Below are 25,919 nucleotides of genomic sequence, written 5' to 3'. Positions count from 1 at the left end.
CCTCATTTATGTATATGGGAGCTTCATAATTCTTCTTCATATTTTTTAAAGAAATCAGTCGTTTGCCTAACCATTTTATATTTCACATCTTGCAGATGGAACAAGACAGAAGTATCACATTGATTTAGTTGCCTCATTTTCTCATATCTACGCAACTGCTGTTTTCTTCCTCTTTTTTCTTGTGTTGATACGAAAATTTTAACAGGTACACAAGATGGAAGAAGCGTAAATGATTTCTTATTTATTTTTGATTCTAATTCTTCTTCTTTGGCATCATACGCCAAACTTAATTCCTTCACGAGTCTCTTGTAAAAAAATTTATGCTCTTTCTCAAAACTTACATATTCCGGTAAATCTAAACACGGATTTAGCATAACAACAGAACGAATACATTCAGGATATTTGTTCATCATTTCAAGTGCTACAAGCGCTCCCATACCATCTGCCATAATGTGCATTTTCGCATTTAACGTCTCTTTTCTCAAAACAACATCATATAAACGTTTTGCCAGACGAACAGATTGATCGTTTCCCCAATGTCTTCCGTATAAATTAGAGGAAAAGACCGTGTAGCCTTGTTCAATAAGACCATGTAAAAAATAAGATTTACCCGCATGTTGTGTCCATAAACTTGTACCATTCTCAATAAAGTAGTTATAATCACCGAGGAGCATAACAGAAAATCCATTTGGCTTCTCCGGTAAATAAATGACACATGGTTCTTTTTCTAAGTAAAAAAAACGTTCCGTAATACTCATTTTTCCCCCGCCTTATTTTCTAAACATATAAAAGTACTCTTTTATAATGTATGAACGGAATGCAAATTTGCGTTGAAAAATCTACAAATATTTTTCTATATTCTTTTTTCAATTGTGTTACAATAAGGACAGATTGAACGAATAGAGGTGTAAAATATGCGTTTCATTTGGGCATTAATTTGGTCGTTCTTACTTGTACATATGATGAGCTATGTAATCGGCTCTATGACTGGCGGTACATACGACTTTAACCAAGCGTCTATTTTCTCAGTTGTTCTTGCTGTGTTAGTACTAGCAATTTCAGCTGCAATTCCAAACGAGCCAGTAGAACAACACTAAAAAAAGAGTCCGGATTTTATCCGAACTCTTTTTTATTTTTATTTCACATGAACGACTAATTCGTTATTTTCTACATCAACAACTACGTGACTATTATCAGTAATTGTTCCTGCAATTAATTCTCGTGCTAATTTCGTTTCCACTTGACGCTGTACGTATCGTTTTAATGGACGAGCTCCGTACATTGGGTCGAAACCGGCTTCCACAACAAATTCTTTTGCTGCATCTGTTAATTCTACTGTAATGTGACGGTCAGCTAGACGACCTTGTAGTTCTTTTACAATTTTATCAACAATGCCTTTAATTTCATTCGTTGTAAGAGGTTTGAATAAAATAATTTCATCCACACGGTTTAAAAATTCAGGGCGGAAATGTCCTCTTAATTGCCCCATTACAAGGTCTCTTGATTCCTCTTTAATCGAACCATCTTCTTCTAATCCATCTAGTAAATGAGCAGATCCAATATTTGAAGTCATAATAATAACTGTATTTTTAAAGTCCACTGTACGACCTTGCGAATCTGTAATGCGTCCATCATCTAACATTTGTAATAAAATGTTGAATACTTCTGGATGTGCTTTTTCAATTTCATCTAATAAAACAACGGAATATGGTTTACGTCTTACCGCTTCTGTTAATTGACCGCCTTCTTCATATCCTACATATCCAGGAGGTGCACCAATTAAGCGAGACACGGCGTGTTTTTCCATATACTCAGACATGTCAATGCGAATCATTTGCTCTTCACTATCGAATAAAGACTGGGCTAACGTTTTTGCAAGTTCTGTTTTACCAACACCTGTTGGCCCTAAGAAGATGAAAGAACCAATCGGGCGGTTCGGATCTTTAATACCAGCGCGAGCACGAAGAACTGCGTCTGACACTAAGCTTACTGCTTCCTCTTGTCCGATGACACGCTCTGATAGGATTTGCTCTAAGCGTAATAATTTCTCGCGTTCACCTTCCACGAGTTTCGCAACAGGAATACCAGTCCAGCGTGAAACAATATCTGCAATTTCTTCTTCACTTACTTCCTCACGTAATAAACGATTTTCTTGTTTATTATGCGCGCCCATTTCTTCCGCTTCTTTTAACTCTTTTTCAATTGCGGGAATTTTCCCGTGACGAAGTTCGGCTGCTTTATTTAAATCGTAATTGCCTTCTGCTTCTTCTAATTCACGACGCAAACGTTCTAAATGCTCACGTAAGTCACGAACTTTGTGAATGTCTTCTTTTTCTTTCTCCCATTTCGCTCTCATGCCACTGGCAACTTCTTTTAAATCCGATAATTCACGTTGCAATGTTTTTAGACGCTCTTGGCTACCACGATCCGTTTCTTTCCCAAGAGCCGCTTCTTCAATTTCCAGCTGCATAATGCGGCGCGTTACTTCATCTAATTCTGTTGGCATAGAATCAATTTCTGTACGAATTGTTGCACACGCTTCGTCAACAAGATCAATTGCTTTATCTGGTAAGAAGCGATCTGAAATATATCGATCTGATAAAACAGATGCTGCTACAATCGCACGGTCATGAATATTTACACCGTGATAAATTTCAAAGCGTTCTTTTAATCCACGTAAAATGGAAATCGTATCTTCAACAGTTGGCTCTTCTGCTAATACTTGTTGGAAACGTCTTTCTAGCGCTGGATCTTTCTCAATATATTTGCGATATTCATCTAGTGTTGTGGCTCCAATACAATGCAGTTCACCACGTGCAAGCATCGGTTTTAACATATTTCCTGCATCCATGGCTCCTTCTGTTTTACCAGCTCCAACTATTGTATGAAGTTCATCAATGAATAATAAAATGCGTCCTTCACTCTTTTTAATTTCATTTAATACAGCTTGCAGACGCTCTTCGAACTCACCACGGAATTTCGCACCAGCTACGAGTGCACTCATATCTAACGCAAAAATCGTTCTATCTTTCAATCCTTCAGGTACATCCTTTTTCACAATACGCTGGGCTAGCCCTTCAACGATTGCTGTTTTACCAACACCTGGCTCCCCAATTAAAACCGGATTGTTTTTCGTTTTACGTGAAAGAATACGGATTACACGTCGTATTTCACTATCACGGCCGATTACAGGATCAATTTTCCCTGCTCTCACTTCCGCCACTAAATCACGACCATATTTTTCTAACGCTTCATAAGTTGCTTCTGGATTTTGACTCGTCACTCTTTGATTCCCCCGAACTGTCATTAAAGACTGTAATAAGTTATCTTTCGTAATATGCAATCTTGTAAATAATTGATTTATATCGCCTTTTTCTTCAGAAAAAGCAAGCAATACATGTTCTACTGAAATGTAATCATCCTGCAGTTTTTCTGCTTCTTTCCCTGCTCTTACAAGCAGTTGTTGCAGAGCGCTCGTTACATACAATTTTCCAACTTCTGCACCGCTCCCCGTTACAGAAGGTTTCTTTTTAATTAAACTTTCAGCACCTTGCTTTAATGCTTCTATATCAACATTCATTTTTTGAAATATACGTACCGCTAACCCATCTTGCTCTTCTAATAATGCAAATAATAGATGAATAGTATCCACCTCTTGGTGATGATGAGATACCGCTAAAGATTGGGCACTCATAATCGCCTCTTGTGTTTTTGTTGTCATTTGATTTAAGTCCATCTTTACAGCCCTCCAAAAGTTTGACTTTCTTTGACCTTTGATTTGATTATACGCCAACTGACTTTTTTATACAATAATTTTGCCTATGTATTTTCAAACTTATTATTTGAAAAAGAAAAAGAGAGCATTCATTATACCGCTAAAAAATACGGTAAATGAAATTACAATGTGTAACGACAAAAAAGCCGCAATAATGATTGCGGCTTCTGTTACGGTTTTCTTTTATATGTCCACTGGCGGTTATGATTCGTGTTATCCGGAAACTTTTCACCGGCAGTTAATTTCACCATTTGCGGATCTTTCACCATACTTCCCGTTTCACCAATTTCTACGTAAATGCCATCATTCGGCGCTTTTTGTCCAGAACGAAACCTGCGATTTTGTCCCATCTTCATTCTCCTTCCATGACGTCTTGCCTCATTAGTATATCCATTTTAAAAGAAAGCTTTTCTGTCATGTTTAGGAAACAGTACTACATCTCATTCTTGTACATATATATGAATGACACAAGCGTAAGCAGGGATTTCTTTCCTACTTGTAGAAAAAAAAAGAAACCAACCTACTCTAGGCTAGTTTCAAAGGAGAGTCAAACATATACGAGAAGATTACATGTTCATTATATGCCTCATCACACGAGCAATGTAACCCTTTTCACAATTTGTACATAATGAAAGAAACATTGTTTGAACTTTCTAAAAAGATGTTGACTTTTCTTAATTTCCAACGATAAATAGTAGACACCACAGCACTTTGAGACGTAAGATGGATATATAGTGAAATTTCCATCTATGGTGATTCCACCGAGTCTAACCTCTTATTTCTGCATATTAAAAACGGAAATACAGATAGATACAAAAAAATTATTATAAGAGGTGAAATTATGAACAAACAACATTTAATCGCATTAGACTTAGACGGCACTTTATTAACAGACAACAAAATAATTTCCACTCGAACGAAACATACAATTGCAAAAGCAAAGGAACAGGGACATATTGTCGTTATTTCAACAGGACGTCCATTCCGTGCTAGTTATGATTACTATAAAGAACTTGATCTTAACACACCTATCGTAAACTTTAACGGCGCTTACGTACATCATCCTCTTGATTCAAACTGGGGAACACATCACTCTCCTCTTGAGCTAGCAACAGCACAAGAAATTGTCCGAGCTTGCTTTGATTTTGGCGTAAAAAATATATACGCGGAAGTAATGGACGATGTGTATGTTCGTGAAATTGATGAAGATAAAAAACATATTTTCGAATTCGGCTCTCCTAAGATTTTTACGGGAGACTTATTAAATATTTTAAACGATCATCCAACTTGCTTATTAATTGACGCCCATGACGAGCATTCTACTGCAATTCGTCAACATTTAACCGATATGCATGCGGAAGTAATCGACCATAGAAAATGGGGCGCACCTTGGCCGATTATTGAAATTGTGAAAAGCGGATTAAATAAAGCAGTTGGATTACAAAAAATTTCTAGTCATTACAACATTCCACAAGAGCGAATTATCGCTTTCGGTGATGAAGATAATGATTTTGAAATGATTGAATTTGCTGGTCACGGCATCGCAATGGGAAATGCCATCCCTGAATTAAAATCACTCGCAAACCATACGACGTTAACGAACGAAGAAGATGGTATTGCTTTATATTTAGAAGAGGTTCTTGGGTTGTAATCTAAAAATTTCCTACTTATAGTTTCCTGCCAAATGTCCATACTATAAGTAGACGCATGAGACATTGCGTCGATTGTTTTCAGCTAAATAAAGGGGGTTTTTCGAATGGGTAAAAAGAACAAATCAAAACGTTTTATCCAACAAGGAGCCGATGCTGTTATGAAGCATGATGCAAGATTCCCGTACAGAGGTACATTAGCTGAGGCAGAAAAAGCAAGAAGTAACTCTTCTTTTGGAGGGGTTTAAATGGGGAACTTACTATTCCAACAAGCTAGAGATGCTGTTGAAAATGCCGTATCTTGTTCAAGCGGTACTGAGCAACAAGATCTCGTGTATAGAGCAAAAAATGCTTTGCAATCCGCTTACGCAAACTCTTCAACTGCTGAAAAAGTTCAGCTCCGTGAAATGCAAGAGCAATTGCAAAACATTACGAATTTACATTAAAAAAGAGGACCAACTTCGGTCCTCTTTAATCTTTCCGAAACAATCCGAACACCCCAACTGTTTGCAGTATATTTGTAAATGCACCTGGGTCCACTTGTTTAATAATCCTCTCTAATTCGTATAACTCATAACGAGTAATAACCATCATTAACATTTCTTTATTTTCATTCGTATAAGCACCTGTTGCTGGTATCGTTGTAATCCCTCTTACTAATCGCGAGTGAATCGCCTTTCTTACATCTGCCCCATTCTTCGTAACAATTAATGCTGTAATCTTTACATGACGAGTATGAATTGCATCAATAATTCTCGTTGATACATATAAAGTCACTAACGTATATAACGCTTTTTCCCATCCATATACATAGCCAGCAGCGATAATGATAATTGCATTAAAAAAGAAAAAGTATGTACCGACAGGCTTATCTTTTATTTTTGATAAAATCATGGCGATAATATCTAATCCACCTGTAGAAGCACCCCACTTTAAAGCAATCCCTACTCCAATCGCCGAAATAATCCCGCCAAAAATCGCATTTAATATGATATCATTCGAAACCGCTCTAACAGGGATGACTTCTAGAAACAAAGTCATAAATATAACACAAAGAAAACTGAAAAAGGTGAAGGCCTTTCCAACCTTTTTCCACGCTAAAATAACGACAGGAATATTAAATAAGCTAAACAATACTCCCGTAGATATGTGAATCGATAAAAAATCACCTAATATTTGTGATAATAATTGAGACAATCCAGCAAAGCCGCTCGCATACACTTTTGCTGGCGTTAAAAATAAATTCATCCCAATCGCATTTAATAAACCTGCGATGATTACAACGATTAACTTCTTTATAAGTTCAGTATAATTCAACTTCAAATCCATTTCGAATCCACCTTTACCCTTCATAAATGCACCGCTATACATAGTCTTTACGAAAAAGGAAATGATAAACGTACAACGTTTAGAAATGGAGTTGATACATATGCCACATACGAGTGATAACGACAAAAAAGCACGCGATAATAACGCAAAACGCACACAAAAAAATGAGCAAGAGCAAAAAAATATTCAGCAAGGTAAACGTGCATATTCTAAAAAGACCGATCACCTTTGATTCCATCGTACATCAACAATTATGTTGATGTACTTTTTTACATTTTAAAGGAAAAAAACATTAAAAATTCACTTCATGTTCACTTCTATATTCTACAATAGCGATAACATATTCGGATGAGGTGTTGGCATGAGAGGGAAACATATTTTCATTATTACTGCACTAATAAGTATATTGATGCTATCTGCTTGCGGACAAAAGAATGGCTCAGCTACAGTCGCTACAGCAACAGACTCGACCATTACAAAGGATAACTTCGAAAAACAATTGAAAGATCGTTACGGAAAAGACATGCTATACGAAATGATGGCACAAGACGTCATCACAAAAAAATATAAAGTACCTGATGAAGAGGTAAATAAAGAAGTAGAAAAAGTAAAAAAACAATATGGAGATCAATTCAAAAAAGTATTAGAAAATTATGGTTTAAAAGATGAAGAGGACTTCAAAAATCAAATTAAGTTCAAACTTGCTATGAATGAAGCGATTAAGAAAAGCATTACAGAAAAAGACATAAAAGACCACTATAAGCCAGAAATTAAAGCGAGTCACATTTTAGTAAGTGACGAAAATGAAGCGAAAGAAATAAAGAGTAAACTAGATGCTGGTGCTTCATTTGAAGAATTAGCAAAACAAGAATCACAAGATCTACTATCAAAAGATAAAGGCGGAGACCTTGGATACTTCAATTCAGGTACAATGGCTCCTGAATTCGAAACGGCTGCCTACAAACTAAATGTTGGACAAATTAGCAATCCCGTAAAATCATCAAACGGTTATCACGTTATTAAATTAACTGATAAAAAAGCTTTAAAGCCTTATGATGAAGTGAAAGACTCTATTCGCAAAAACTTAGAGGAAGAACGTACTGCTGATCCTGTATTCAGCAAAAAATTGTTACAAGAGGAATTAAAAAAGGCAAATATTAAAATAAATGATAGTGATTTGAAAGATACGTTTACTCTTGTTTCTCCGCAAGGAAATTAAAAAAAGCACACCCTTATCTTTTTAGATAAGGGTGTGCTTTTTAATCTTTCATCTTATTTCTTAAAGTAAGTCCAACCTTCTTCTTGGTAAACCTTTTCTTCTTTCATCAACTTACCAAGTGCGCGCTTAAATGCAGCTTTACTCATGTTAAAGCGTTCTTTAATATCTTCTGGATGGCTCTTATCCCAAAACGGCATTGCTCCGCCTCGTTCTTCCATATATGCATAAATTACTGCAGCATCGTCTTCCATTCCTTCTTCTTTACGAGGAAGAAGTGAAATGTTAATTGTACCGTCATCTTTGACGTCAATAATACGTCCTGTTACACGCTGACCGATGCGGACTTGTTCTTTTCTTTCTGTATGGTGTAAGAAAGCACGGAAATGTTCATCTGTTAAAACGAATGAACCTACTTGAAGCGAACGATATACACGTCCATTTACATTTTTATTACGCATAGATGGCGTTGCATCTACGATAATTTCTTGCATATCACTGTCTCTCGCTGGAAGAGCGATTAAACGATCACGATTCGTTAATTTTAACGTACAATATAATTCGTCGCCTACTTCTGGCCATACCGGCATATAAATCGGGAACTCATCAGCTGGAATTAGTATATCTTTTGACACACCAATATCAACAAACACACCTAAACTAGGAATAACTTCTACAACCTTTACCCAGTTCCAATCATAAGTTGTAATAATTGGTTCCTTCATTGTTGCTGAAATACGATTTTGGTGATCAAGGTATAAGAATACATCAATCGTATCGCCTTCTTCAATTTCTCCAGCTACTTCGTTTTTATGTAGGAAAATTTCTTCTTCTTCATTCCCAACCATATATCCGATTTCCGTTTCGCGTAAAACAGTTACCTGTTCAATCGATCCTATTTGCAAATACATATTTTTTAATTCCCTTCTATATATATAAAATTATCTTTTTTATCATTCCAAACAAAAGTTAATTATAACATGATTTTTCCTGTATTTGTCCAACTGCCCAAAATTCACTATAATAAAATGAGGTTACATGAATATAAGTACGAAAACACTTAAGTCTAGACTCGTTTTCAGCTATACTTTAGTATGTACAGTACATAACAAGATTAGAAATTTATTTGGAGGTGCTAACTATGGCAAAAGATAGTTCTTTTGACATCGTTTCGAAAGTAGAATTACCTGAAGTAACAAACGCAATTAATATCGCATTAAAAGAAATCCAAAACCGATATGACTTTAAAGGAAGTAAAAGTGATATTAAATTAGAAAAAGAAGTACTTGTTTTAACTTCTGATGACGAGTTTAAATTAGAGCAAGTAAAAGACGTTCTTATCTCTAAACTTGTAAAACGTAACGTTCCAATTAAGAACTTAGATTACGGAAAAGTTGAAGCTGCAACTGGCAACACTGTTCGCCAACGCGCAACACTTCAACAAGGTATCGATAAAGATAACGCGAAAAAAATTAACAACATCATTAAAGAAATGAAATTAAAAGTAAAAACACAAGTACAAGATGATCAAGTACGTGTTACAGCAAAAAGCCGTGATGACTTACAAGCCGTAATCGCAGCTGTTCGTAGCGCTGATTTACCAATCGACGTACAGTTCATTAACTACCGCTAAAAAGAAAACTCCTCTTAATTAGAGGAGTTTTCTTTTTGTCTTGTAGAGACAATATTACAAGAACAAACCATAGAAAAAAGGGTATGTGCGGTAAAAATCGCTAAGTAAATTGAAAATAAGGAAAAGACACCTTAAGACGTTTTCCCTTCGATTTGAATTACTTTTCTTAGCAATTACATCCTAGGCCAAAGTCATCTTAAAAATTGCTATAACTCATAATTCCTCTCCTCGCCGAAACGTAACAATTTATGAGTATAAGAATATTTTCCAACCTTTAATGTAATGTAAAATTAATAAGTATTTTAAAAAATGTTAATTAAAAAAGAGTTAGAAGTGGTTATTTGAAGAAATTAATATTATGGTTTTTATTGGCCACATTCTCCCTAAATACTGTAGGATGTTCTAATAATACAAATACACTAACGGATAAGTCTAACTGTATCAACAAAGCTTGGTACAAAAAAACTATGTCATGTAATCATTTAAAAAAACATTAAATAGTTAATGATAAAGGTCATAAAAAAAAGACACCTCAAAGTGCCTTCCTCCGACTTGAAACATCTTAATTTTAATTATATTTGGATGGAGTTAAAAAGAAGCATAAATGGTTAATAAAGATGCAGACTTCAAAATAAAAAGTACACTAAGTAAACTCTTATTCAAAAATTTATATTAAACACTTAATATTTTAGAAGAAAGTTTAGAAGTTTAGAACCTACAGGGATTTTCCCTGTAGGTTTTATTATATTTCAAGTGATTTCCAAATGAATTATAAGTGGGGTTTTTCAGTTTGGTTTTCAAAATATTTTTCTTTAACCATTCTTATCAGATTTTCTTTTTCTGTTAGTTCAAATATAAATAATGCTTTTTTCATGTTATTTGCAATATCTTCTTCATTCTGTTGTTTAAATCTTAATAAATTCCATCCCTTTAAATAGTAAAGTTCACCTAATAAGTATAAAGTATTTAGATTAATAGCTAATTTGATTCCTTTATCAATGTATTTTACCGCCTCTTCATATTGATAGGTCATACCTAAACATTTCGCTAAATTAAAAATGATTTTTAATTTAATCGCTTTATCTCTCGGGAAATCTAACTTATTAAAATTAGTTAAACACCTTCTTAATATAGTAATACTTTTATCATATTCTTTATTTTCCGCATAAAATATAGACATTGTCTGCATAATATCTATTTCTCTTTCTGATAAAAAATCAACATTGGTTAAAGTTAGTTTTAATGCATTATTTAAAAGCTTTAAAGCAGTTTTTATGGATCTGTTCACCTCAAATATAGCAATTGCTTCATGCCATAGGAGAAATTGTTTATCTTCTTTTGCCTGGAAATTCTTTTCATCTTTCTCTTTTTTCACGATTTCATAAAGTTCATTATATTGTTTTTGCTTTAAGCAATCTTTTATTACACATTTTACATTTTCTATATATTTAAATTTTTTGTTTTGAGTTAATGCAAATATATTATTTGGGTCAATACCAAGTCTTTCTGATAATTGATATAATAATATACTAGACGGATAAATCACACCTTTTTCTATTTTGCTAATTTGACTTTGTGAACATATTCCATGACATAATTCGGATTGTGATATATTTTTTTTAATTCTAAGCTCTTTAATGGTAATACCCAAATCGTAAAACTCCATTTTTCCACCTACTATTTAGCACTATATTAGTATAAGAGTATTCTCTAACTTTTAATGTAATGTAAAATTAATATAGTTGCAATTATTGTTCGTTTCAAAGGTCTTTCTCTATCCGTATGGACACAAAAACAGGCTAGGAAGAAGACTTTCTCCCTAACCTGGCCCCACCGAACAAACTTACAAATCCAATAAGAAGACATGAACATAGAGTGAGTAACTTCTCATCTCATCTACGTTTCCTTTTAACTGCAATTAAAAACGCAATAAATAATACATTCACACCAACGATTAAGGAGATAAATAACCAATTCACACCTGTTTCTCCGTTAACTTTATACACGTTTGATTCTTCACGCTTTAAAACGAGATAAAATTTTCCGTTTTCCTCTCTTATAATTTCATCCTGCAACAATCCTCTTAACTCTTGTTTTTCACCAATTGCACTTGCAGGTAAGGAGACTTTTTGTGTTTCTTTCGTATTATTAATTGCTACTAAAGTTACTTCATCTTTATATTTTCGTTTTAGTATGCTCATCCCGCTCTTATCATACAGAAGCTCAAACGTACCGCGTCGTAAAGACGGTCTCGCCTGCCTAAGTTCACCTAGTTTTGTTATGTGCTGCATAAATTTTTCGTCTGACTTAAAATCCATTAATCGTCTATTATCGGGTACACTTCCTCCATCTAATGCAATTTCAGTTCCGTAATAAAAATTCGGAATTCCAGGTGATGTTAACAAATAAGTAAGCGCCAGTTTTAAACGTGATGGCGGATAATACATATTTTCTTTTGCAATACGCGCATATCTTTTTGTTTCTTGATCATCTAAAAACGTAACAAATTCCCCTTCTTTTTTACTCACATCGTATAACGATTTCACCGATACATCCGCTTTGGAAAACGATTCTACTATTTTTTCGTTGTATTCGCTATCCTCCTTTGTCATAATACGAAAACCTTTCTTTATCACTTGCATATCTTTTTGCGCGTTATCCCAAAAGGAACGCGGCTTTTTTTCACTATGTATAACATAACTTCCGTCTAAATCAACTTCTTTTATCCACCATTTCATTGCGTCAATTACCTGTTGTTCGTTTTCTCCAAGCGGAAATTGAAATACAACTTTCATTCCTTTTGCATGAACTTCTTTTACAAGTTCTTTCACATCATTTTCTGTCCCGAAATGTTCATTTACCTTTTTAAAATTTCGCACGTCTAATCCATCGTACTTTCCACTTTCAAAAAGTGGCGAAAGCATAACGGTAGTAAAACCCATTTCTTTTATGTAATCCAACCTTTTTATAATTCCTCTTATATCCCCGCCTTGATACCCTTCTAAATTACCAACTTCTAATTGTTTGTCATTTTTCGGTTCTCCATTATTGAAGCGATCAATCATAATGGAGTATATAACTTCATCTCGCCACTCTCTTTTTTCGTCTGCAAAAGTATGTATTGGTACAAACAAAACAAAAGCTAAGCAAAAACAAATGAATAGTTTCCTAGTCCGTATTTTTCCCACACGCATCCCCCAATTTTTTAATTGTAAGAATATTATACCAATTATCCAAGCGAAACGCATATGTCGATTTCAATCCTCACAAAATAATCCATGTTACATTTTCTAACATCGTGTATATATTTTTCTGAATTTTTAGTTGATTTTTAGTTCCATTTCGAATATGATATGAAACATAACAAAATGATGTTATTTTTTCTAACATTACAGGAGGAGAGATCATGAATATGGGAGATACAGTTTTTATGTTTGTGACAACAGTAATGGTCATGTTGATGACACCAGGATTGGCACTTTTTTATGGAGGTATGGTTCGCAGCAAAAATGTACTCAGTACAACGATGCATAGTTATAGTGCAATGGCTATCGTTTCGATTCAATGGATTGTTATCGGCTATTCTTTATCATTCGGACCAGATTGGCACGGGCTTATCGGTACACTTGATTGGTTCGGTCTAAACGGAGTTACCTACGCACCAAATCCAGACTACTCATCTACTATTCCTCACAATTTATTCATGATGTTTCAACTCATGTTCGCCATTTTAACTCCAGCTTTAATTTCAGGTGCATTTGCTGAAAGAATGCGATTTTCTGCCTTTCTTATTTTTATCCTTCTATGGACAACGATTGTTTACAATCCTGTCGCTCATTGGGTATGGGGCGTCGGCGGGTGGCTAAGGGAACTTGGTGCACTAGACTTCGCTGGCGGAAACGTCGTTCACATCACTTCCGGAGTTGCTGGTCTTGTATTAGCTATTTTCCTTGGAAAACGAAAAAACATAAATGGTTCTTCTCCTCACCATTTGCCATTTACAATGTTAGGCGCAGGCTTATTATGGTTTGGCTGGTTCGGTTTTAACGTCGGAAGCGCATTATCTTTAAATGATGTAGCTTTAACTGCATTTATTAATACAAATATAGCTGCTGCTGCCTCAGCATTAACTTGGATGCTTTCAGAGTGGTTCTTCCAATCAAAACCGACTGCGATGGGAGCTGCTTGTGGCGCCGTTTCCGGTCTAGTCGCTATTACACCAGCTTGCGGGTTCGTTACACCTTTCTCAGCTCTTCTTATCGGAGCAATTGGCGGCGTATTATGCTTCGGAGCGGTCTTTTTCTTAAAAACAAAATTCGGATACGACGATACACTCGATGCATTCGGATGTCACGGCATCGGTGGAACTTGGGGCGGTATTGCGACAGGATTATTTGCAACTACTGCCGTAAACGGCGATGGCGCTAACGGATTATTTTACGGAAACGCCTCGCTGCTGTTGAAACAACTTGTAGCGATCGGCGCAACATATGCGTTCACAATTATAATGACGTATGCCATTATTAAAGCAATCAACTTCTTCCTCCCTGTCCGGGTAGATGAGCACGAGGAACATATGGGACTTGATATTTCGATGCATGGGGAGAAAGCTTATGAGTATACTGAGCGAGTGAACTAAAAAAGAGATGCAATCTATGGATGATAGATTGCATCTCTTTTTTGCACACCGGGCAACATACCCCACCTAGTATAACCGGAAATATATTAACGGTTTTTTGGATATATCAACGATTTTTCAAATATATCGATTGTTTCTTTCAATATATCAACGTTTCGACACAAGATATCGATTTACCAACAAATTCCGACATGTTTTACATGCGAAATACCCCACATAACTTTATACAAAAAAGACGACCGAAGCCCGGTCGTCTTTTCCTATTTATTTCGGAGCATTTCCTACATATTGCGTAATATCAACATTTAATGCCTGCGCTAAACGCATACCGTATTCTTGATCTGCACGGAAGAAGTTACAAACAGCTAATAATTTTGTGCGTTCATTTACGTCTTTCAAGTCATTTGTTAAGTTTGCAATTAAGTTATCTTGCTCTTCTTTAGAGAATGAACGGTAACGCTCACCTGCTTGTTTAAAGTCATTTGGTTTCTCAATTTTTTCACGAGATACATAGCCTTCTACTTTCATAGTTGAATCGCGGTAAGCTGGGTCTTCAACTGGATTTTCAGCATGACGGCTCGGTTCGTAGTTGATTGTAGATGGGTTTTGATTTACTTGCATCGCACCATCACGTTGTTGGTTATGAACAGCTGCGTATGGGCAGTTTACAGGAATTTGTAAGTAATTTGCCCCAAGACGATAACGTTGTGTATCTGGGTAAGAGAATAAACGACCTTGTAATAATTTATCTTCCGATGGCTCAATACCATTTACAGTTGCACTTGGAGAGAACGCTACTTGTTCTACTTCTGCAAAGAAGTTTTTCGGATTACGATTTAACGTCATTGTCCCTACTTCCATTAATGGGAAGCGATCTTCTGGCCACACTTTCGTTGGATCTAGTGGATCAAAGTCTAAAGAGTCCATTTCATCTAATTGCATAACTTGTACGTGTAAATCCCATTTTGGGTGATTTCCTTTTTCGATTGCATCGAACAAGTCACGAGTTGCATGATTGAAGTCTTTCCCTTGTACTTCTTGCACTTCTTTCGCATTTAGGTTACGTACACCTTGCTGTGGTTTCCAGTGGTATTTTATATAAACAATTTTACCTTCTTCATTAATCCATTTAAATGAATGGACGCCAAAACCCTCCATTTCACGATAGCTTGCTGGTGTACCGTAATCAGAAAATACCCATGTCATCATATGTGTAGATTCTGGACTTAACGTCATGAAATCCCAATAACGATCTGGCGTTTGAATATTCGTATCAGGTGCTGGTTTTAAGGAATGTACCATATCTGGGAATTTAATTGCATCACGAATGAAGAAAACTGGTAAATGATTACCTACGATATCGTAGTTTCCTTCTTCTGTATAAAATTTAACAGCGAACCCACGTGGGTCACGTGCTGTTTCAGGAGAACCTTGACCATGAATAACCGTTGAAAAACGAACAAATACAGGCGTTTCAGTTCCTTCATTTTGTAAAAATGCCGCTTTCGTATATTGCTTCATACTATTTTTCGTTACGAATACACCGTGAGCACCTGCACCACGTGCATGCACAACGCGCTCTGGAATACGTTCACGATCAAAGTGTGCAAGTTTTTCTACTAAATGATAGTCTTCTAATAATACTGGTCCACGACGACCAGCTGTACGAGAATTTTGGTTGTCTCCAACTGGAGCACCTTGGTTTGTTGTTAAGCGATTATTTGGATTCATCTAGGGGGATCCTCCTCTTTATTTCTTAGTAATTATTATTTATTTAAAATTATTATAAATTAATTATTATTCAAAACTAAATCTTTGTCAACTATTTCCTTCACTTTTTTGGAAACAATTTCAGCCAAACAGTCGATAAATGCTGATTGTGCATTCGGCATATTTGGTCTAAAATATTTGGCATTTAATCCATCAGTTACAACTTTACATTCATAATCGTTGTCATATAAAACTTCTAAATGCTCCGCTACAAAACCAACTGGGCAATATATGAAAGATTCGTACCCATGCTCTTCATATAAATCTTTCGTTAAATCTTGCACATCTGGACCAATCCACGGATCTGGAGTATTCCCAGCACTTTGCCAACCGATTGTATAGTTTTGAATATTTGCAGCTTCTGCAATTAAATCTGCCGTATGCTTTAGTTGTTCTACATAAGGGTCTCCTGCTGCAATAATTTTTTCTGGCAAACTATGCGCTGAAAAAATTACGACTGCTTTCTCTTTATTATCAATTTCTGTAAACGTCTCTTTTATTTGGTCTGCCCAATACGAAATAAATTTCGGTTCATCATACCATTGTTCAATTGGTTCAATAACAGGACCACCGATTTCTTTTGAAAGACGAATAGCACGGTCATTATACGCTTTAATGCTAAATGTAGAGTAATGCGGCGCTAATACGATACTAATCGCTTGCTCGATCCCATCACGCTTCATTTCTTCTACAGCATCTTCTATAAATGGTGCAATATGTTTTAAACCTAAGTAACAAGTAAATTCATACTCTGTAAATATGTTATTCATTGAATCTGTTAATTTATGCGCCTGTTCTTTCGTAATTTTTGCAAGCGGTGAAATTCCACCAATCGCTTTATAGCGCCCAATTAAATCTTCAAGCGCTTCTTCTGATGGTGTACGCCCGTGACGGATATGTGTATAATATGCCTCTACATCGTCTAATGATTCTGGTGTTCCATACGCCATTACGAGTAAACCTATTCTTTTCTTTGTCATCTATATAACACCTCAATTTTATAAATGAGAATCTTTTTCAGAACGTTTGTTTCCAATTATAACAAGTAATAATAAGTACGTCAAAATAATAATTCTAATTAAGTATTATTTATAAGATGATTTTGAATTTTATATGACAATTTCTTTAATAAAAAGCGACTTACATAATTGTAAGCCGCTTTTCCCTTATTCCTTAATATTTACCCCATATTCTTTAAACCAAACATGAATTTGTGCTAAATGAGCTAAAAGCTGTGGCCCAGTCATCAATTGACCAAACCATGGTGTTTGAAATGCACTGCCGCCAGACTGAATTAATCCGCTCAACTGCTCTTTATCAAACAGTTCGTGTAAAATTGAACCTTTATCCGTTAATAGATTTTGAAGCCATACTGTTACTGCTTTTGTATAGTGCGGATTGTGCGTTTTCGGATAAGGACTCTTCTTTCTATATAAGATGTCATGTGGAAGTACACCTTCTAACGCTTTACGTAATAGACCTTTTTCGCGGTTTTTATACATTTTCATTTCCCAAGGAATATTCCACGCATATTCGACAAGACGATGATCTGCAAATGGAACACGTACTTCTAAGCTCGCTCCCATACTCATGCGGTCTTTTCTGTCTAATAATGTTGTCATAAACCATACCATATTTAAATAAAATAATTGGCGTCTTTTTGCTTCTAGCGGACTTTCCCCCTCTAAAATAGGAACTTCTTGAATCGACTCTTCATAGCGCCTTTGTACATATTGTTGTAAATTTAATTTATTTCTCCATTCTTTTTTTAGAAGTTGTTCACGTGCCTCTGTAGAACGCATCCACGGAAATGCACTCGATTGTAAATCATCTTCTCTATAAAACCACGGATATCCACCAAATATTTCATCTGCACATTCTCCAGATAAGCCAACGACAAAATCTTGTTTAATTTCTCGGCAAAACCATAATAATGACGAATCGATATCTGCCATACCAGGCAAATCACGAACGAGTACTGCTTCAGTTAAATACTCTGCTAATTTTTCATTCGAAATGACGCAGCGATGATGGGTTGTTTGAAATGTCTCAGTCATTAAATTAATAAACGGAGCATCTGAATTCGGCTGGAATGCATTCGCTTTAAAGTATTTGTCATTATCTTCGTAATCAATAGAATACGTGTGTAATTGCCCTTTTCCCGATCTCTCATATTCTTTCGCTGCAATAGCTGTAATAGCGCTCGAATCTACACCACCCGATAAAAAAGTACATAGTGGTACATCAGAAACAAGCTGTCTTGTAATAGCATCTTGTAATAAAAAGCGCGTTTTCTGTACTGTTTCTTCAAAAGAGTCTTCATGTTTTTTACTTTCTACATTCCAATATCTCCATATACATAAACCGTTCTTTGAAAATGTCATCGCATGACCTGGACGCAATTCTTTTATACCAGCATAAATACCGTGGCCAGGCGTTCTTGACGGTCCGAGCCCGAATATTTCTGATAATCCTTCTAACGTTACTTCCGCCTTCACATCTGGATGCGACAATATCGCTTTTAACTCCGAACCAAATAGTAAGCGTCCGCTATCATATTTATAAAAAAGTGGCTTTACACCTAATCGATCTCTCGCAATAAATACTTGTTCTTTCTGTTCGTCCCATACTGCAAACGCATATATACCGTTTAAATGATCGACACATTCTTCTTTCCATTCAATATAAGAAGCTAATAATACTTCTGTATCAGAATGACCTTTGAACGTATATCCTCTTCTTAATAATTCCTTTCGAATGTCTTCTGTGTTATAAAGTTCACCGTTATAGCAAATGGCGTAATTCGTTTCATCTTTTAAACAAGTCATCGGCTGTTTACCGCCCTCAGGATCCACAACGATTAACCGCTTATGCCCAAATGCGACATTTCCTTTAATCCAAACTTTATTATCATCCGGCCCCCGTTTCGCTAACGTCTCAGCCATCTTCGTAACGACATCTCTTTCTCCTTCTAATGAGCGTTTATAATCCACCCATCCTGTAATCCCGCACATATAAATCATCCTTCCATCTTATTTCTTTTCTTGAACGTGCAGTAATCCCCACCCTAAGAGTGCGGATCAAAAAAATGAAAAACTTGACGATAACCTACTATCCACATATGGAATAGCATTTTCACTCAGTAAAACGTGTTTTATTGTATGCCCACCTATGTCTATATGTGTCTAGTTATAAAGAATGCACGAACTGTCTATAACAGGAATAACTACTTTTCATAAAGGAGAAATCGTGTATGATACAACGTAAACATATTTTATATAATCAGCCCCGTGCTCATACAGTCGGTAATGTAGAATATATAAACAATGAGTGGGTATTCTTTGATGATGAAAATGATGAAGCGTTTTTATTAGAAGATATTGCCGAAGATGGGTTTGAAATTTTGTATAATAACAATTGGCTACCAGCCCGTTTCTATGAACAAGATGTATTACAAATCGCCAACGAGCAACACCATTTGCAAAATGGTGAAATGATACGTATTCGAAAAAAGTTACTTCTTAGCTATAATGAATGGCTGGAGGAATTACCTGACTCTGTCTTCACATTATTAACCGAATCATTGCAATCACTTCACTACTCTTTATATGATTGCATGTATTGTCATAATTATTTATCTTTCTTACCGCAAGAGGAGTCACGCGAAGGAGTAAATATTCTTTTGTTTGATAACGAAGAAATGATCTGTACACTGCAGCACCATTTCGTCCGTCACACTACGTCAAATAAAAATATGTTCCGTTTTACGAAAGTAAATGGAGAAGAGTTGCATATCGATGCGACATAAAGTGAAACTTTAATCAGTGGGGTAGCCCACTGATTATTAGCCTTCACCAATCTGATGTTTACGGGATAAAGTAAAAAACCACCTTATAATCTCCCAAGTCTTTGAGATTATAAGGTGGCTTTATTTTTTATTAGAATACTTTCCAGCCAATCGGTAATTTCAGCCCAAGGTAAAATACTGCTACTAGCGCAACAATAAATAAGCCCCAAACCGCCCCTGTTGGTTTGTTTTTGCTCATTTTCACAAGAACCATTTCCATTCCACCGATAACTAAAATACCAGCTAACATTTTTAAGCCATACCACATGTGCATGCTACCTGTTGCTGTCTTCACAATACTCATGTACAACATGAAGCCTGTCACAATAATAATGATATACATTAGGCGAAGCCCCATATGTACACCTTTCCCTTTTCTTCCTGCTGAATAAAGTGAATACGCAACGAAGAATAAAATTAAACCTAACGCCCATGCTGTAATATGCATATGTACCATCGTATCCCTTACCTCCTCTTTTCACACTTTTTCACTCTATATGATAACATGTTCATTTATTTTCAGGAAATGTTTCGCTTTTTTACATTTAAATGCTATAATATTTAGAGTATTTACAAACTTCTTGTAATAACAAAAGGGGGAACAATCATGATTCAAACTAAGGATATTATCGAACTTACAGACACATACGGAGCAAATAACTATCACCCACTTCCAATCGTTATTTCTAAAGCAGAAGGTGTTTGGGTAGAAGATCCTGAAGGAAACCGCTATATGGACTTATTAAGTGCATATTCTGCAGTAAACCAAGGTCATCGTCACCCGAAAATTATTAACGCTTTAATTGACCAAGCTAATCGTGTTACGTTAACTTCTCGTGCTTTCCATAGCGATCAATTAGGTCCTTGGTACGAAAAAGTTGCGAAACTAACTAATAAAGAAATGGTACTTCCAATGAATACAGGTGCTGAAGCTGTTGAAACTGCAATTAAAACAGTTCGTCGCTGGGCTTATGATGTGAAGAAAGTAGAAGCAAACCGTGCTGAAATCATCGTTTGTGAAGATAACTTCCACGGACGTACAATGGGTTCTGTTTCTATGTCTTCAAATGAAGAGTACAAGCGTGGATTCGGTCCAATGCTTCCTGGCATCGTTGTAATTCCTTACGGTGATTTAGAAGCATTAAAAGCTGCAATTACACCAAACACAGCAGCATTCATTTTAGAGCCAATTCAAGGTGAAGCAGGAATTAATATCCCACCAGCTGGTTACTTAAAAGAAGCTTTTGAAGTATGTAAAAAAGAAAACGTTTTATTTGTAGCAGATGAAATCCAAACTGGCTTAGGCCGTACTGGTAAAGTATTTGCTTGTGACTGGGACAATGTAACTCCTGACATGTACATACTTGGTAAAGCACTTGGCGGCGGTGTGTTCCCGATCTCTTGCGTAGCAGCAAACCGCGACATTTTAGGTGTATTTGAGCCAGGTTCTCACGGTTCTACATTCGGTGGTAATCCACTTGCATGTGCTGTTTCTATCGCGGCTCTTGAAGTGTTAGAAGAAGAAAAATTAACAGAGCGTTCTCTTCAATTAGGTGAAAAATTAGTTGGGCAATTAAAAGAGATTGATAACCCAATGATCACTGAAGTTCGTGGTAAAGGTTTATTCATCGGTATCGAATTAAACGAGCCAGCTCGTCCTTACTGTGAACAACTAAAAGCAGCTGGTCTACTATGTAAAGAAACACACGAAAATGTAATTCGTATCGCACCACCTCTAGTAATCTCTGAAGAAGATTTAGAGTGGGCATTCCAAAAAATTAAAGCTGTATTATCGTAATGATAGAGAGGTTGTCCGACATGTTGGGACAACCTCTTTCTTTTTATATTCATTTATATTAAGATGAAATTGTAATTTTCTGTATTTTAAAATCGTAAAGGAGGTGCGACATGCTATTAAGATATGGTAAACATATTAACTATTTAGCTACAGCTTTTATTTTAGTTACATTCTTTGGTTTCCTACTTTCCACAACATGGCTTCATTACTCAACTCCTACTACACTCACACTACTGAAAGCATCATTTTGGACTGCTGTTATTCTTACTATCATTGGTTTTGGACGAGAAAAAAGCGCACTTACGGTTATACTATTTGGCATTTGTACACTTGCATTCATTGGTCTTTACACTTTTGCCGTTATCGATTACCTCTATAACCCAAGGCCATAAAAAAGAGCTATCTTTTAACAAGATAGCTCTTTTCTTTATTTCACTACATTTCGTAAAGTACCAATTCCTTCTACTGTAATGACCACTTCATCACCAGCATGTAAAAACTTCGGTGGTGTAAAACCTTTTCCGACACCAGCCGGCGTTCCTGTTGCGATAATATCGCCTGGTTCTAAAGTCATTCCTTTACTTATCGTTGAAATAATTTCTTCTATTGAAAAAATCATTTTATTTGTGTTAGAAGTTTGCCTTACTTCTCCATTTACTATCGTTTCAATGTGTAATGCATTCGGCTCATTAACCACCGATTTATGAATTAAATACGGTCCCATCGGACAAAATGTATCGAAGCTTTTCCCAAGGAAAAACTGTTTATGTTTTCTTTGAATGTCTCGAGCTGTTACATCATTGATAATCGTATAACCAAAAACATGCTCAAGCGCTTTTTCTTTTTTTATTTGTTTCCCTCGCTTACCAATAATGATAGCTAATTCTCCTTCGTAATCTAGTTCGTCCGTTGCATGAGGGTGACCATTAATTTGCTCATTTATGCCAATAACTGTTGTTGGTGCTTTCGTAAAGATCATTATATTTTCTGGAATAGACTCTACTCCGCCCATTTCTACCGCATGCTCACGATAGTTTTTTCCAACGCACAAAATATTCTTTCTTGGCCTTGGAATCGGCGCTAATATTTTCACCTCTGTTAACGGATAATACGCCGCTTCCCCGTTCTCTTTTGCCCAATTTACAATTTCACATACTTTCTCAAAGCATTCAGTCCCTCTTTCAATACACTCTAACATTGTAATAGGGATTGTAACCTTTTCCCCTTTTTGTCTTTGCGCTTCTCTTAAGTGTAATACCTTTTCTTCTTCTTCATCTACAATACCTACAAATACCTTTTCTTCTTTCTTCGCCGTTACAAAACGCAATATTTCCACTCTCCATCCTAAAACTCATACCCTTTAATTGTATTCGCATCCGCAAGAAAAAAACCTTCTCATGCACGCTAATTTTTACAATATTCTTCTCATACCCTATTCGTTACGCCTTTATATTTGGCATAAAATGTAGAAATTTTACTTTTTTTAGCGAAGGTATTTCTTTTTTATGGAGTTTTTGTATAATATGTACTACATATATACTAAAAATTTCATTTAGAGATGGAGCCGATTTCAATGTTTGAGCAAGCGATTGAAAAAAAACGTGAAAAAATGATTTATTTTGCTGAACGCTATGGAATGACTTCTCAAAAAACAGTGGATTGTAGCCAAGAACTGGACAGGCTCTTAAATGTAATTTGGCATGTACATACGGATTTTCACCCAAATCAAACACTCGACACACACACGCAATAGCGTGTGTGTGTCTTTTATTTCAAAAAAACACACATTTTATTGAAAACGCCCATACAATAGTAGAAAAGAAAATTTTAAAAACGAAGGGTGTTTTGTATGCCAGCTATGGTCGGACATATTCGTATCGTCAATATTGGATCAAGTGGTATTTTTCATATTGGAGATGTATTTGCGATTAGGCCTATTAGTTACTCACGTGCTTTCGCCGGGGCCGGCTCTTTCAACGTTGGAGACAATGTTTCTGTCTACAATTATCAAAGTGCAACGACTGTCAACGATTCAGATGTAATCGATCAAGCGATAATTGGCTCAACTTAAAGGAGGCAATTGCATTGAATTTTTATGTAAACCAAAGTATCATCATCAACAGTATTAAAATTGATAGCATTACAACCTCTTCTGTGTTCCAAATTGGTACTGCCGGAAGTATTAAAGCCCTATCTAAATTTTCAAATACGGGCGGATTTACGGAGCCGCTTCGCCCATTACAGGCGAAAGGACAAATTATTTCTATCAAACCATCAACTAGTTCTTCTTAAGACATCCTTGTCATAAATATATAGCAGGAATATTTTTACCCTCCCTATTGAAAAGGAGGTTTCACAAATGAATCAAGATATATATACTTACTTACACCAACTTCAACAAGCTCTTCAAACACAACAAGCAGCCATCCTGAATTTAGAAGATCAAGTGCGCCAACTCCAAGAAGAGCTTAACGAATTAAAAAATCGCCCCTCCTCTTCTGTAGGAAAAGTGGAATACAAATTCGATCAATTAAAAGTCGAAAATTTAAATGGTACTTTAAATATTGGTTTAAACCCATTTTCAGCAAAAGGACAACAAATTGAAGATTTTCAAGTGGATACAGAAACATTGAAGGTAAACCCTGAAACTGAAACAAACCCAGACTTTTATCAAGGTATCCTCCAAGAAATGCATCGATACTTAGATGAAGAAGCATATAATCGTATTCTCCATTTTGAACAAGAAGAGCGAACACCGCTTGATGAAATGTATCGACAAATGATGGTGGATGACATAAAAAAACAGATGGAGCATCGACTCCCTTATTATTTATCACAAGCGCAATCATATGAAGGTATTTCAACAGATCCAGATTATTTACGAGATATCATTATTCAGGCAATGAAACAAGATATTGACAAAGCCTTTCTCTCCTTTATTCAGCACATACCGGGAAATTTCCGAAAGGAGTAAGTATGTATGAACCTTAACGTTGTAAACCGTGAGTTAAAAGTCGGACAGATTAAAATGAACGGTGTATCGTCGTCCGCACTCTTTTTAATTGGAGATGCAAATCTCCTCATTCTATCTTCTATTCTCGATACACCATTTGAAACAGTTACAGAGGGTCCATTTGTACCATTAGTAACAGATGTCCCTCCTACTCCAGGTTAAGGAGACTGAGAAATTATGTTGCATCATGTGTCTATTGTCCAAAATGTTTCTATTATTTCTTTAGGGATTGCTGGTGTATTTCAAGTTGGAGATGCAAACCAAATGGAATTAAAAAGTAGAGCTATTGCCGTCCACCGTGAAATTCCTTTTTATATACGGGGAGAAGGTCGCTTTGATGCTTTTGAAATCTTTACAGATGAACACATTACAATTCCAAAACGAACGACAGATGTAAAATTAAACATTGTAAATGAATGCCCTTTTATTGAAGTTAATAACGTTGAATTACGCACACTTTTAAACTCTGGTTGCTTTCAAATTGGAAATGTTGATTATGGTTTTAATAACTCTCGTATTATACAAATCCGCCAATATATTACGGATGAACCTTCCGCACAATAATTCATATAGTAATTAAAAAGCTTAGTAAAGTAGGTGGATGGTATGCCTTCGGTTGTAGGAAATCTCGTCGTGCAAAACAGTAACGGCTCTTTCAACTTAGGAGATTTTTATAACGTATCTCCGAAAGAAAACACGAAAGCCTATAACGGATCTGGAGCTTCCAATGTTGGGTTTGTCGTGAATACGTTTAACGGTGTTAGTGCAACGAATACATTTGATTCTGATGTGGCAGATCAAGATCAGATTGGAACAGCGTAAAAAAAGTAGGAGATATTCTCCTACTTTTTTCTTTTATCTAATTCAAAATTATTAAAATAAAATTTTAATAAGCAAGAACTTTACTGTCCACAAATAGTGGTATAAACAAGTAAGTAGTGAAGAGGCACTATTTCATTTTATTTAAATGATAACCCGCTCTCCTCCAAAGCCCTCCTAAGCTTCGGCAAAGACGCAGGTCCCATACCATGCAGTTTTAATATTTCTTTTTCACTATATTTTGAGAGTTCTTCTACAGTTTGAATTCCATGGTGTTCTAATGCCCTTCTTGCTGGCGCTGAAAGAAGAGAGAGAAAACCTTCTTTTGGTTTTCTCTCTTTCTCACAGACTGGGCAAGTTGGACAATCGCTACTTTTATAGTACTCGTGTCCCTGTTCACAAGTTCTTAACGTTTTTTCCGTTACCATTTT

Annotated in this window: 31 protein-coding genes; 18 read left to right on the top strand and 13 right to left on the bottom strand. The window is 35.8% G+C overall.

Features of this window, described 5'->3' with window-relative positions; translation table 11 throughout:
* Positions 1 to 23: 23 nt before the first annotated feature.
* Entirely contained in the window at positions 24 to 758 is a 735-nt protein-coding gene (locus tag DN399_RS05855) for a lipase family protein (protein WP_000028691.1), read from the bottom strand.
* A 156-nt stretch (positions 759 to 914) separates the two neighbouring features.
* Between DN399_RS05855 and DN399_RS05850 the strand changes: the two genes are divergently transcribed.
* Positions 915 to 1,097 (top strand): YjzD family protein, encoded by a 183-nt coding sequence (locus DN399_RS05850; protein WP_001211116.1) that lies wholly within the window; start codon positions 915 to 917, stop codon positions 1,095 to 1,097.
* 38 nt (positions 1,098 to 1,135) lie between these two features.
* On the opposite strand, the gene clpB is transcribed toward DN399_RS05850, so the two are convergent.
* Positions 1,136 to 3,736: an ATP-dependent chaperone ClpB gene (gene clpB, locus DN399_RS05845; RefSeq protein ID WP_016122101.1), complete on the bottom strand. Its 2,601-nt coding sequence runs from the start codon at positions 3,734 to 3,736 to the stop codon at positions 1,136 to 1,138.
* A gap of 209 nt (positions 3,737 to 3,945) precedes the next feature.
* The gene (locus DN399_RS05840) at positions 3,946 to 4,125 is read right to left on the bottom strand and encodes a YjzC family protein (protein WP_000531421.1); all 180 of its coding nucleotides are present in this window, start codon (positions 4,123 to 4,125) and stop codon (positions 3,946 to 3,948) included.
* A 491-nt stretch (positions 4,126 to 4,616) separates the two neighbouring features.
* On the opposite strand from DN399_RS05840, the gene DN399_RS05835 reads away from it, so the two are divergent.
* The 3 genes from DN399_RS05835 to DN399_RS05825 all read left to right on the top strand — a co-directional run bounded on the left by DN399_RS05835 (position 4,617) and on the right by DN399_RS05825 (position 5,870).
* A complete protein-coding gene (locus DN399_RS05835; RefSeq protein ID WP_001041232.1) occupies positions 4,617 to 5,426 on the top strand; it encodes a Cof-type HAD-IIB family hydrolase in 810 nt (269 codons plus the stop codon).
* 105 nt (positions 5,427 to 5,531) lie between these two features.
* Positions 5,532 to 5,672 (top strand): hypothetical protein, encoded by a 141-nt coding sequence (locus DN399_RS05830; RefSeq protein WP_000516816.1) that lies wholly within the window; start codon positions 5,532 to 5,534, stop codon positions 5,670 to 5,672.
* Positions 5,673 to 5,870, top strand: coding sequence for a DUF3813 domain-containing protein (locus tag DN399_RS05825; protein ID WP_000527407.1), 198 nt, complete (start codon positions 5,673 to 5,675; stop codon positions 5,868 to 5,870).
* Positions 5,871 to 5,895: 25 nt separating this feature from the next.
* Here the strand turns inward: DN399_RS05825 and DN399_RS05820 are convergent, their stop codons facing one another.
* A complete protein-coding gene (locus tag DN399_RS05820) occupies positions 5,896 to 6,753 on the bottom strand; it encodes a YitT family protein (protein WP_000364444.1) in 858 nt (285 codons plus the stop codon).
* Positions 6,754 to 6,853: 100 nt separating this feature from the next.
* Between DN399_RS05820 and DN399_RS05815 the strand changes: the two genes are divergently transcribed.
* Positions 6,854 to 6,985, top strand: coding sequence for a DUF3941 domain-containing protein (locus DN399_RS05815; RefSeq protein WP_001120851.1), 132 nt, complete (start codon positions 6,854 to 6,856; stop codon positions 6,983 to 6,985).
* 129 nt (positions 6,986 to 7,114) lie between these two features.
* A complete protein-coding gene (gene prsA / locus DN399_RS05810) occupies positions 7,115 to 7,972 on the top strand; it encodes a peptidylprolyl isomerase PrsA (protein ID WP_001214211.1) in 858 nt (285 codons plus the stop codon).
* Between the two features lie 53 nt (positions 7,973 to 8,025).
* Here prsA and DN399_RS05805 read toward each other — a convergent pair whose 3' ends face one another.
* Complete coding sequence (locus DN399_RS05805) at positions 8,026 to 8,880, bottom strand: CvfB family protein (protein ID WP_000281262.1); 855 nt, start codon at positions 8,878 to 8,880, stop codon at positions 8,026 to 8,028.
* A gap of 230 nt (positions 8,881 to 9,110) precedes the next feature.
* On the opposite strand from DN399_RS05805, the gene DN399_RS05800 reads away from it, so the two are divergent.
* Positions 9,111 to 9,602 (top strand): YajQ family cyclic di-GMP-binding protein, encoded by a 492-nt coding sequence (locus DN399_RS05800; RefSeq protein ID WP_001040149.1) that lies wholly within the window; start codon positions 9,111 to 9,113, stop codon positions 9,600 to 9,602.
* A gap of 769 nt (positions 9,603 to 10,371) precedes the next feature.
* Here the strand turns inward: DN399_RS05800 and DN399_RS05790 are convergent.
* On the bottom strand, positions 10,372 to 11,268 hold the full coding sequence (locus DN399_RS05790; protein WP_049108556.1) for a helix-turn-helix domain-containing protein: 897 nt from the start codon (positions 11,266 to 11,268) through the stop codon (positions 10,372 to 10,374).
* A gap of 226 nt (positions 11,269 to 11,494) precedes the next feature.
* Entirely contained in the window at positions 11,495 to 12,850 is a 1,356-nt protein-coding gene (locus DN399_RS05785) for an alpha-amylase family glycosyl hydrolase (RefSeq protein WP_049108555.1), read from the bottom strand.
* Positions 12,851 to 13,008: 158 nt separating this feature from the next.
* Here DN399_RS05785 and DN399_RS05780 point away from each other — a divergent pair, with 158 nt between their 5' ends.
* Positions 13,009 to 14,241, top strand: a complete 1,233-nt coding sequence (locus DN399_RS05780; protein ID WP_001055855.1) for an ammonium transporter — start codon at positions 13,009 to 13,011, stop codon at positions 14,239 to 14,241.
* A gap of 264 nt (positions 14,242 to 14,505) precedes the next feature.
* On the opposite strand, the gene katB is transcribed toward DN399_RS05780, so the two are convergent.
* From katB to asnB, 3 genes are all read right to left on the bottom strand, one after another.
* Positions 14,506 to 15,972: a catalase KatB gene (gene katB, locus DN399_RS05775; protein WP_001069179.1), complete on the bottom strand. Its 1,467-nt coding sequence runs from the start codon at positions 15,970 to 15,972 to the stop codon at positions 14,506 to 14,508.
* Between the two features lie 59 nt (positions 15,973 to 16,031).
* On the bottom strand, positions 16,032 to 16,991 hold the full coding sequence (hemH, locus tag DN399_RS05770; RefSeq protein ID WP_049108553.1) for a ferrochelatase: 960 nt from the start codon (positions 16,989 to 16,991) through the stop codon (positions 16,032 to 16,034).
* A gap of 186 nt (positions 16,992 to 17,177) precedes the next feature.
* On the bottom strand, positions 17,178 to 19,025 hold the full coding sequence (gene asnB / locus DN399_RS05765) for an asparagine synthase (glutamine-hydrolyzing) (RefSeq protein WP_149149403.1): 1,848 nt from the start codon (positions 19,023 to 19,025) through the stop codon (positions 17,178 to 17,180).
* Between the two features lie 239 nt (positions 19,026 to 19,264).
* On the opposite strand from asnB, the gene DN399_RS05760 reads away from it, so the two are divergent.
* Positions 19,265 to 19,819: a DUF2777 domain-containing protein gene (locus DN399_RS05760; RefSeq protein WP_000616046.1), complete on the top strand. Its 555-nt coding sequence runs from the start codon at positions 19,265 to 19,267 to the stop codon at positions 19,817 to 19,819.
* 130 nt (positions 19,820 to 19,949) lie between these two features.
* Here DN399_RS05760 and DN399_RS05755 read toward each other — a convergent pair whose 3' ends face one another.
* Complete coding sequence (locus DN399_RS05755) at positions 19,950 to 20,315, bottom strand: YisL family protein (RefSeq protein ID WP_000233494.1); 366 nt, start codon at positions 20,313 to 20,315, stop codon at positions 19,950 to 19,952.
* 150 nt (positions 20,316 to 20,465) lie between these two features.
* On the opposite strand from DN399_RS05755, the gene rocD reads away from it, so the two are divergent.
* Complete coding sequence (gene rocD, locus DN399_RS05750) at positions 20,466 to 21,656, top strand: ornithine aminotransferase (protein ID WP_000616658.1); 1,191 nt, start codon at positions 20,466 to 20,468, stop codon at positions 21,654 to 21,656.
* Positions 21,657 to 21,766: 110 nt separating this feature from the next.
* A complete protein-coding gene (locus DN399_RS05745) occupies positions 21,767 to 22,048 on the top strand; it encodes a hypothetical protein (protein WP_000926857.1) in 282 nt (93 codons plus the stop codon).
* Positions 22,049 to 22,083: 35 nt separating this feature from the next.
* On the opposite strand, the gene DN399_RS05740 is transcribed toward DN399_RS05745, so the two are convergent.
* The gene (locus DN399_RS05740) at positions 22,084 to 22,983 is read right to left on the bottom strand and encodes a fumarylacetoacetate hydrolase family protein (protein ID WP_179953526.1); all 900 of its coding nucleotides are present in this window, start codon (positions 22,981 to 22,983) and stop codon (positions 22,084 to 22,086) included.
* A 246-nt stretch (positions 22,984 to 23,229) separates the two neighbouring features.
* On the opposite strand from DN399_RS05740, the gene DN399_RS05735 reads away from it, so the two are divergent.
* The 7 genes from DN399_RS05735 (at position 23,230) to gerPF (ending at position 25,491) form a co-directional block, all read left to right on the top strand.
* Positions 23,230 to 23,409, top strand: a complete 180-nt coding sequence (locus tag DN399_RS05735) for an aspartyl-phosphate phosphatase Spo0E family protein (protein ID WP_000462845.1) — start codon at positions 23,230 to 23,232, stop codon at positions 23,407 to 23,409.
* 96 nt (positions 23,410 to 23,505) lie between these two features.
* Positions 23,506 to 23,727 carry a spore germination protein GerPA gene (gene gerPA, locus DN399_RS05730; protein WP_001111187.1) on the top strand — a complete coding sequence of 74 codons (222 nt, stop codon included), beginning with the start codon at positions 23,506 to 23,508 and terminating at the stop codon, positions 23,725 to 23,727.
* Positions 23,728 to 23,741: 14 nt separating this feature from the next.
* Entirely contained in the window at positions 23,742 to 23,948 is a 207-nt protein-coding gene (gene gerPB, locus DN399_RS05725) for a spore germination protein GerPB (protein WP_001012508.1), read from the top strand.
* Between the two features lie 67 nt (positions 23,949 to 24,015).
* Positions 24,016 to 24,630, top strand: a complete 615-nt coding sequence (gene gerPC, locus DN399_RS05720; protein WP_001070760.1) for a spore germination protein GerPC — start codon at positions 24,016 to 24,018, stop codon at positions 24,628 to 24,630.
* Positions 24,631 to 24,636: 6 nt separating this feature from the next.
* Complete coding sequence (gene gerPD / locus DN399_RS05715) at positions 24,637 to 24,831, top strand: spore germination protein GerPD (RefSeq protein WP_001052807.1); 195 nt, start codon at positions 24,637 to 24,639, stop codon at positions 24,829 to 24,831.
* Positions 24,832 to 24,846: 15 nt separating this feature from the next.
* Complete coding sequence (locus DN399_RS05710; RefSeq protein ID WP_000902322.1) at positions 24,847 to 25,233, top strand: spore germination protein GerPE; 387 nt, start codon at positions 24,847 to 24,849, stop codon at positions 25,231 to 25,233.
* A 42-nt stretch (positions 25,234 to 25,275) separates the two neighbouring features.
* On the top strand, positions 25,276 to 25,491 hold the full coding sequence (gerPF, locus tag DN399_RS05705) for a spore germination protein GerPF (RefSeq protein ID WP_001141566.1): 216 nt from the start codon (positions 25,276 to 25,278) through the stop codon (positions 25,489 to 25,491).
* Positions 25,492 to 25,628: 137 nt separating this feature from the next.
* Here the strand turns inward: gerPF and DN399_RS05700 are convergent, their stop codons facing one another.
* Positions 25,629 to 25,916, bottom strand: a complete 288-nt coding sequence (locus DN399_RS05700; RefSeq protein WP_000255727.1) for an RNA polymerase alpha subunit C-terminal domain-containing protein — start codon at positions 25,914 to 25,916, stop codon at positions 25,629 to 25,631.
* Positions 25,917 to 25,919 lie beyond the last annotated feature (3 nt).

Origin of the sequence: Bacillus sp. AR4-2 (assembly GCF_008274865.1) — a bacterium.
GTDB classification, from domain to species: Bacteria; Bacillota; Bacilli; order Bacillales; family Bacillaceae_G; genus Bacillus_A; species Bacillus_A cereus.
The sequence above is the reverse complement of the archived record's forward strand: the minus strand, read 5'-3'. Positions and strand labels throughout refer to the sequence as shown.

Bases quoted from the DNA above. Each gene is read 5' to 3' on its own strand.
- clpB (WP_016122101.1), bottom strand. From the start codon at position 3,736: ATGGACTTAAATCAAATGACAACAAAAACACAAGAGGCGATTATGAGT.
- DN399_RS05790 (WP_049108556.1), bottom strand. From the start codon at position 11,268: ATGGAGTTTTACGATTTGGGTATTACCATTAAAGAGCTTAGAATTAAA.
- gerPA (WP_001111187.1), top strand. From the start codon at position 23,506: ATGCCAGCTATGGTCGGACATATTCGTATCGTCAATATTGGATCAAGT.
- DN399_RS05710 (WP_000902322.1), top strand. From the start codon at position 24,847: ATGTTGCATCATGTGTCTATTGTCCAAAATGTTTCTATTATTTCTTTA.
- DN399_RS05780 (WP_001055855.1), top strand. From the start codon at position 13,009: ATGAATATGGGAGATACAGTTTTTATGTTTGTGACAACAGTAATGGTC.
- DN399_RS05760 (WP_000616046.1), top strand. From the start codon at position 19,265: ATGATACAACGTAAACATATTTTATATAATCAGCCCCGTGCTCATACA.
- DN399_RS05735 (WP_000462845.1), top strand. From the start codon at position 23,230: ATGTTTGAGCAAGCGATTGAAAAAAAACGTGAAAAAATGATTTATTTT.
- DN399_RS05850 (WP_001211116.1), top strand. From the start codon at position 915: ATGCGTTTCATTTGGGCATTAATTTGGTCGTTCTTACTTGTACATATG.
- DN399_RS05745 (WP_000926857.1), top strand. From the start codon at position 21,767: ATGCTATTAAGATATGGTAAACATATTAACTATTTAGCTACAGCTTTT.
- DN399_RS05700 (WP_000255727.1), bottom strand. From the start codon at position 25,916: ATGGTAACGGAAAAAACGTTAAGAACTTGTGAACAGGGACACGAGTAC.
- DN399_RS05855 (WP_000028691.1), bottom strand. From the start codon at position 758: ATGAGTATTACGGAACGTTTTTTTTACTTAGAAAAAGAACCATGTGTC.
- DN399_RS05830 (WP_000516816.1), top strand. From the start codon at position 5,532: ATGGGTAAAAAGAACAAATCAAAACGTTTTATCCAACAAGGAGCCGAT.
- gerPF (WP_001141566.1), top strand. From the start codon at position 25,276: ATGCCTTCGGTTGTAGGAAATCTCGTCGTGCAAAACAGTAACGGCTCT.
- DN399_RS05785 (WP_049108555.1), bottom strand. From the start codon at position 12,850: ATGCGTTTCGCTTGGATAATTGGTATAATATTCTTACAATTAAAAAAT.
- katB (WP_001069179.1), bottom strand. From the start codon at position 15,972: ATGAATCCAAATAATCGCTTAACAACAAACCAAGGTGCTCCAGTTGGA.
- DN399_RS05755 (WP_000233494.1), bottom strand. From the start codon at position 20,315: ATGGTACATATGCATATTACAGCATGGGCGTTAGGTTTAATTTTATTC.
- gerPC (WP_001070760.1), top strand. From the start codon at position 24,016: ATGAATCAAGATATATATACTTACTTACACCAACTTCAACAAGCTCTT.
- gerPD (WP_001052807.1), top strand. From the start codon at position 24,637: ATGAACCTTAACGTTGTAAACCGTGAGTTAAAAGTCGGACAGATTAAA.
- hemH (WP_049108553.1), bottom strand. From the start codon at position 16,991: ATGACAAAGAAAAGAATAGGTTTACTCGTAATGGCGTATGGAACACCA.
- DN399_RS05800 (WP_001040149.1), top strand. From the start codon at position 9,111: ATGGCAAAAGATAGTTCTTTTGACATCGTTTCGAAAGTAGAATTACCT.
- DN399_RS05825 (WP_000527407.1), top strand. From the start codon at position 5,673: ATGGGGAACTTACTATTCCAACAAGCTAGAGATGCTGTTGAAAATGCC.
- rocD (WP_000616658.1), top strand. From the start codon at position 20,466: ATGATTCAAACTAAGGATATTATCGAACTTACAGACACATACGGAGCA.
- prsA (WP_001214211.1), top strand. From the start codon at position 7,115: ATGAGAGGGAAACATATTTTCATTATTACTGCACTAATAAGTATATTG.
- DN399_RS05820 (WP_000364444.1), bottom strand. From the start codon at position 6,753: ATGGATTTGAAGTTGAATTATACTGAACTTATAAAGAAGTTAATCGTT.
- DN399_RS05815 (WP_001120851.1), top strand. From the start codon at position 6,854: ATGCCACATACGAGTGATAACGACAAAAAAGCACGCGATAATAACGCA.
- DN399_RS05805 (WP_000281262.1), bottom strand. From the start codon at position 8,880: ATGTATTTGCAAATAGGATCGATTGAACAGGTAACTGTTTTACGCGAA.
- DN399_RS05835 (WP_001041232.1), top strand. From the start codon at position 4,617: ATGAACAAACAACATTTAATCGCATTAGACTTAGACGGCACTTTATTA.
- DN399_RS05840 (WP_000531421.1), bottom strand. From the start codon at position 4,125: ATGGGACAAAATCGCAGGTTTCGTTCTGGACAAAAAGCGCCGAATGAT.
- asnB (WP_149149403.1), bottom strand. From the start codon at position 19,025: ATGTGCGGGATTACAGGATGGGTGGATTATAAACGCTCATTAGAAGGA.